This window comes from Clostridium sp. Cult1 (assembly GCF_021655095.1).
In the GTDB taxonomy this organism is placed as follows: Bacteria; Bacillota; Clostridia; order Tissierellales; family Tepidimicrobiaceae; genus Schnuerera.
Window position 1 is genome coordinate 2,085,657 of sequence record NZ_PPXW01000001.1, and the last position, 6,090, is coordinate 2,091,746.

6 protein-coding genes are annotated in these 6,090 nt (G+C 31.4%); 4 read left to right on the plus strand and 2 right to left on the minus strand.

The window, feature by feature from the left end; genetic code table 11:
• A partial coding sequence (locus C3E89_RS10440) for a hypothetical protein (protein WP_236912801.1) occupies positions 1 to 580 on the plus strand: 580 nt, incomplete at its 5' end.
• Between the two features lie 33 nt (positions 581 to 613).
• On the opposite strand, the gene C3E89_RS10445 is transcribed toward C3E89_RS10440, so the two are convergent.
• Positions 614 to 2,182: an FAD-dependent oxidoreductase gene (locus tag C3E89_RS10445; RefSeq protein WP_236912803.1), complete on the minus strand. Its 1,569-nt coding sequence runs from the start codon at positions 2,180 to 2,182 to the stop codon at positions 614 to 616.
• A 164-nt stretch (positions 2,183 to 2,346) separates the two neighbouring features.
• Between C3E89_RS10445 and C3E89_RS10450 the strand changes: the two genes are divergently transcribed.
• Positions 2,347 to 2,619 (plus strand): hypothetical protein, encoded by a 273-nt coding sequence (locus tag C3E89_RS10450; RefSeq protein WP_236912805.1) that lies wholly within the window; start codon positions 2,347 to 2,349, stop codon positions 2,617 to 2,619.
• 315 nt (positions 2,620 to 2,934) lie between these two features.
• Positions 2,935 to 3,909, plus strand: coding sequence for a dipeptidase (locus tag C3E89_RS10455; protein ID WP_236912807.1), 975 nt, complete (start codon positions 2,935 to 2,937; stop codon positions 3,907 to 3,909).
• Positions 3,910 to 3,998: 89 nt separating this feature from the next.
• Here C3E89_RS10455 and mnmH read toward each other — a convergent pair whose 3' ends face one another.
• Positions 3,999 to 5,039: a tRNA 2-selenouridine(34) synthase MnmH gene (gene mnmH / locus C3E89_RS10460; protein ID WP_236912809.1), complete on the minus strand. Its 1,041-nt coding sequence runs from the start codon at positions 5,037 to 5,039 to the stop codon at positions 3,999 to 4,001.
• Positions 5,040 to 5,457: 418 nt separating this feature from the next.
• On the opposite strand from mnmH, the gene C3E89_RS10465 reads away from it, so the two are divergent.
• Positions 5,458 to 5,877, plus strand: coding sequence for a PPC domain-containing DNA-binding protein (locus C3E89_RS10465; protein ID WP_236912812.1), 420 nt, complete (start codon positions 5,458 to 5,460; stop codon positions 5,875 to 5,877).
• The last annotated feature ends 213 nt before the right edge of the window (positions 5,878 to 6,090 follow it).

Consider the following 6,090-nt stretch of genomic DNA (forward strand, 5'->3'; position numbering starts at 1 on the left):
CAAATTCGAAGCAATGGATAAAAGATTTGAATCCATGGAGAAGAACACCAATGCCAAATTCGAAGCAATGGATAAAAGATTTGAATCCATGGAGAAGAATACCAATGCCAAATTCGAAGCAATGGATAAAAGATTTGAATCCATGGAGAAGAACACCAATGCCAAATTCGAAGCAATGGATAAAAAATTTGAATCCATGGAGAAGAATACCAATGCCAAATTCGAAGCAATAGATAAAAGATTTGAATCCATGGAGAAGAATACCAATGCCAAATTCGAAGCAATAGATAAAAGATTTGAATCCATGGAAAAGAACACCAATGCCAAATTCGAAGCAATAGATAAAAGATTTGAATCCATGGAAAAGAATATGAATAATAAATTTGATGCTATTGATAGAAAATTTGAATCTATAGAAGAAACTATAGTAAGAGAAATTGAGTCTACTAGAGTTGAATTAAAGGCAGAAATCCAATATGTTCATGATGAGCTTAAGGATTTAAGAACGGATCTTGCTAATGTAGAACAGGTAACTGCTAAAAATTGGCTGGATATTTCTAGATTAAAAGCTGTGAAATAATATGAGAGGGGCAAGGAGTAAGGATTCTGCCCCTTAATAATCGTCTTTTATCAATTTCTCAATGGTATTTACATCATTACTAGCTCTCAATGGTTTTACTGCAGGTCCTTGAATTATTTCCCCTTCATAGGTAAATCTTGACCCATGACAGGGGCAATCCCAGGATCTTTCTGCAGAATTCCAGTTTAATTCACAGCCCATATGGGGACAGGTAGTATTTACTAGATGAAATTTTCCTTCCTCATCTTTATATGCGCCTATTCTTTCACCTTCCATTTTTATAGCTTTGGCCTCTCCAGGCTCTATATCCAAATCCTTAGGTAATTGGGAAAGCTTTCCGTTCAACAGATGTTCTGCAACGGCTAAATTCTGTTTTATGAAGTTTTTAGCTGAAGCAATAATATTTTTCCTTGACGGATTATAAACATCTTGCCAAGGATTTTCACCTTTAACAATTAAATCTCTTAGAAGCATAGCAGCTACCATACTGTTAGTCATACCCCATTGTTCAAAACCAGTGGCCACATATAGATTAGGAGTATTTGATGTAAAGTTACCAATATAGGGTATGCTATCTAATGTCATATAATCCTGAGTAGACCATCTATAGGGAATGCTTTCTACAGTAAATACATTGTTAGCAAAATCTATTAATGCTTCATAATTTTCGTCTGTATCATCTATTTGACCGGTAATATGATTGGCTCCTACAACCAAAATAAGCTCACCATCTTCAGTGTTTTGATGGCGTAGAGACCGAGTTGGTTTTTCTGCATTTATATACATTCCACCTGGATATTTTTCTTTTGCTTTAATTCCTATAATATAGGATCTAATTGGGAAAATTCTTGCAAAGTATATTCCTGGTTTATTATAAAAGGGATAGTGAGATGCCATAACAACTATTTTTGCTCTTGCTTTTTTATTTTGTTCAGTAATGATTATATAATTATCATCATCTTCTTCAATATTTACTGCTCTGCTATTTTCGTATATTTGAACATTATTATCATGAATAATTTTGGCCAAGGACAATACATATTTTCGTGGATGAAATTGGGCTTGTTCATCAAAGCGAACAGCTGCCTTAATAGGAATGGGGAAAGGAATTTCTTCTACGAAAGAGGCCTTAATTCCTAGGTTAGATGCTGTTTTTGCTTCATTTTCAATTTTTTTAATATATTTATCATCTTGAGTATAAACGAAGGCAGGTTGGGGTATATAGTCACAGTCAATCTGGTTATCATCAATGATTTTTTTATATTCTTTTATAGCAAATTCATTGGCTTCTGCATATTGTCTAGCCAATTCTTTTCCCATTTTGTTTGTTATTTTATCATATATAAGGCCATGTTGGGATGTAATCTTTGCCGTTGTGTGTGCTGTAGTAGCTTGACAAATACGGTCAGATTCAAGAATTGCTATTTTATGTCCTTCTTTTTGTAAGAGGTAAGCGCATGATATGCCTACTAGTCCACCACCAATTATAACTATGTCTACATCTATGTCTTCTTCTAAACTAGGATAATCTGTAGCAGGCGTAGAGGCTAACCAATAGGATTTTGGCAAATCTTTAAAATTTTTTTGTCCATTAATATCCATATTATTCCCTCCAAATATATATGTAAAGTTTTCTACAAGTTTATTTTCACCTTAACGATAAAAAATATTCAAGTTTAATAAACAAAAGATATAACATAAAAACTGCGTAAAAAGAAAAGATAATATAGATTAATATTTTACTAAAATATAGAGAGGGTGATAGTGTGAATTTTGATAATATAAAAGAAAAAAGGACAGTTGATAATGGAGAACATAATTTGGTACTGGAAATTTCAGCTGATGAGTACAAAAAGGATTATGATGGCTATAACAGAGATTATGCCTTTAATATTTTGGAAAGACATTTGGAAAACAGGGTGGACGACGGAAGGCCATCAGATGTTGAGATTAGTTATGATGGAGAGAATCATATAGTAAGAATTTATGCAAAAGTTAATTATTTGGGTAATGATCACACAACATATAAGTTTCGATAGTAGGTGGACACTTCATAAAGGAGTGTCTTTTTTCTACTAGTAAACACTGAATAATGAATAAGGTTTTATTCCATGACGTAAAAACTTATGGGGGAAGAGGTGAGTATGACTCAGGAGGCTTTAGATTCAAAGGTTGGGAAAATTGTCATAGGGCCTGCAGAAGAGAATTTAGTCTAAAACCCTAATAGCAAGGTTGCTAAATTTACTAATAAACTTTTTCTACAACTCTAACCAATGAAAGATTTGAAAAAAAGGCAATTTCTACAATAATTGTAGTATAATAGATAATATAAACTTAACAAGGAGGCAAATACTATGATATTTGACGGTCATGGGGATATATGGACAGACGTCACATTAAAGAGAAGTAAAGGTAAAAGGTATATTATAAAAAATATGCATTTAGATAGATTTAAAAAAGGGAGAATGATAGGCGGAATATTTGTTATATGGGTAGATCCTCCTTATGACGAAGATCCTCAATCTAGAACATTGGAAATTATAGAACATATGAGTAGTGAAATAATGGAGAATCAGGATATATTGAAAATAGTAAAAAATACAAAGGATTTTGATCAGGCTTTAGCAGAGGGGAAATTAGCTGTGGTAATAGGAACGGAAGGGTTAAGTGGAATTGGAGATAGGGTAAATTTAATAAATGCATTATATCTATTGGGAGTTAGACATATGTCCTTAACATGGAATGAAGAAAATCTCCTTGCAACAGGAGTTAATGGAAACCCTGATAGGGGTTTAACTGAAAAAGGAATTCAAGCAGTTAAATTAATGGAGAAACTAGGGATAATAGTAGATCTTGCCCATGCTAACGACAAGACTTTCTGGGATATATACGAAAATACTACAGGACCTATAATAAATTCTCACTCCAACTCAAGGGTATTATGCAATGTACCTAGAAATATTTCAGATAAACAGATAAGGGCAATATCTGAAAGGGGAGGGCTAGTTGGTTTAAACTCTTTTAATGAATTTGTGCATCTGGATAGGGATAAACAGGATATTTACCATTTGGCTAGTCACTTAGACCATATGGTAGAAATTGCAGGAATTGAACATGTAAGTTTTGGTTTCGATTTTTTCCATTATCTGAAGACGGATACTATAGATAGTTTTGTGGAAGATGTAAACATTGGAACCAAAGGGTTTGAAACCATAGAAAAGATTTCAGATTTCATTGATATTCTGTGTAGCAGAGGATATACCAAAGAAGATATAGAGAAAATATCTTATAAAAATTATTATAGGATAATGAAAGAAGTATTTGATTAATATGTAGCTAAACTACTTTCCCGCATGTAGTATGGGGAAGTAGTTTTTCAAAAATTTCAAATACAATTTAAAAGCGGAATATCAGAAATTTATTTTTTTCTGTCTATAAGCTTATTCACCCATTGTATTATATGATTAGTTACATTTTCTATATCATCATTATAGAATATTTTACTGTATTCCCTATTATTATGTTCATACATAGGATCATAGTATTTGATCATTAGCTCTTCTGCCACAGTTTCATATTGATGATTTTTTACTAGTTCAATATACCTATCTATATTTTTATCACCTAAATGTTTCCTCAGATGATCTAAAGATTCTATAAGTTCCTTATCGGTGTCGTGAACATAGGAATCTATGATATTAGCAATTCTTGTATTCATATTGGCTTCAATTTTAATATTTATCCCTTCATTCATAGCTTCGAATAGATACTCAGGTATTATATCTTTTCCTATTCTTCTGCTTTCTCCTTCAACAAACACTAGGTTTGTTTTTCTATTAAACAAAGATTGGTATAAAAGAGATTCGAACATCTTTTGAGTGTTTTGTTGACCTAGGCCTACACTACCAAGGATAGAGCCCCTATGATTTGCACAACCTTCCAGGTCTACGATATCCATTCCCTTTCTTTTAAGATTTTGTAGAATATGAGTTTTCCCAGTTCCTGTATTACCATAAAGTACGATAAATTGAATATTGCTGATTAAATTAGGAAGATGGGTATACACATATTTCCTATAAAATTTATAGCCTCCCTCAAGTTTAAAAGCGTTTATTCCAATGGATTCAAAAAGAGAAACTAATGCCCTACTTCTCATTCCACCTCTAGCACAGAAAAATACTAGATTATCATATTTTTTATTAAGTTCTACCGCTTTTCTGTAGATGGTAGGAAGTTTTTTTGAGACAAGATCTACACCGATTTTCTTAGCTTTTTCCACACTTTGCTGCTTATATACAGTCCCTATTAAACTTCTTTCTTCATCATTGAAAATTGGTATATTTATGGCACCAGGAATAGTTTCAGATTTATACTCAGATGGGCTTCTGACATCGATAAACGTATAATTTATGTTTATCCAACTTTTCTCTATTTCTTCGTATTTAATTGTTTTCAACACTGTAATCCCTTCTTCTAATGTAATACTAAGCCATATTATATATATATTATAACCATATAGGCAAATATTTCACTGTTTTTCAATATTTACAGAACTTATTATAGCATATGTATAGGAATTAGACAATTTTGTATTAGATAGGGTGAGTTTAAGATTTATGATATAATAGATTAAATATTAAAGATAAATGGGAGAACATATGGCTTATTTATTCCAGGGATTAATGCTAAGATTTGGGTATGTAGCACCTATAGAGATGCAGAATCTATATTTAAAAAACGGATAAATAAAAACTTCATCAAATGGATTAATATTGTTTGTGGAATTATAATTATAATTTTTGGTTCAAAGCTAGGTTATTCTTTTTTAAAGGATCTATTTTTATAAAAATATCAATTTTTAAAAGGAAGGGATAAATATGGAGTTTAAAAAATTTGGAAGTAAATATGTAGTTAGACTAGAGAAAGGCGAAGATATAGTGAAATCTATTCAGACTTTATGTGAGAAAGAAAAAATAAAACTAGGTGCAATAACTGGTATTGGAGCCACCAACAAAGCAGTAGTAGGTTTATTTGAAACCAGCACCAAAGAATATCATTCAAAAGAGTTAATTGGAGATATGGAGATAACTAGCCTTTTAGGAAATGTAACTCAAATGAATGGAGAAGTATACCTTCACCTTCACATTACCTTAGCAGATCATAATTATAATGTATATGGAGGTCATTTAACTTCAGCTATAATTAGTGCTACAGGGGAGATAATAATAGATACAATAGAGGGAGTGGTAGACAGAGAATTTGATGAAGAAATTGGACTAAATCTTTTTAAGTTTTGATGAGAATAAGATATTAAGATGGAGTTATTATAAAATCATCTAATATTTTAGTATTTAAGAATTCTCTAAGTATTACAAATAAAATTGGGGTATAGATCTATTTTTTAATAGTAAAATAGAGACTGTAATAAATTTTGTGCTTTAAGTAAGTTTGATTACTCTGATCTGACAAGAAAATTTAGATTTAATTTAGATAATAATTTTTCAAATTTG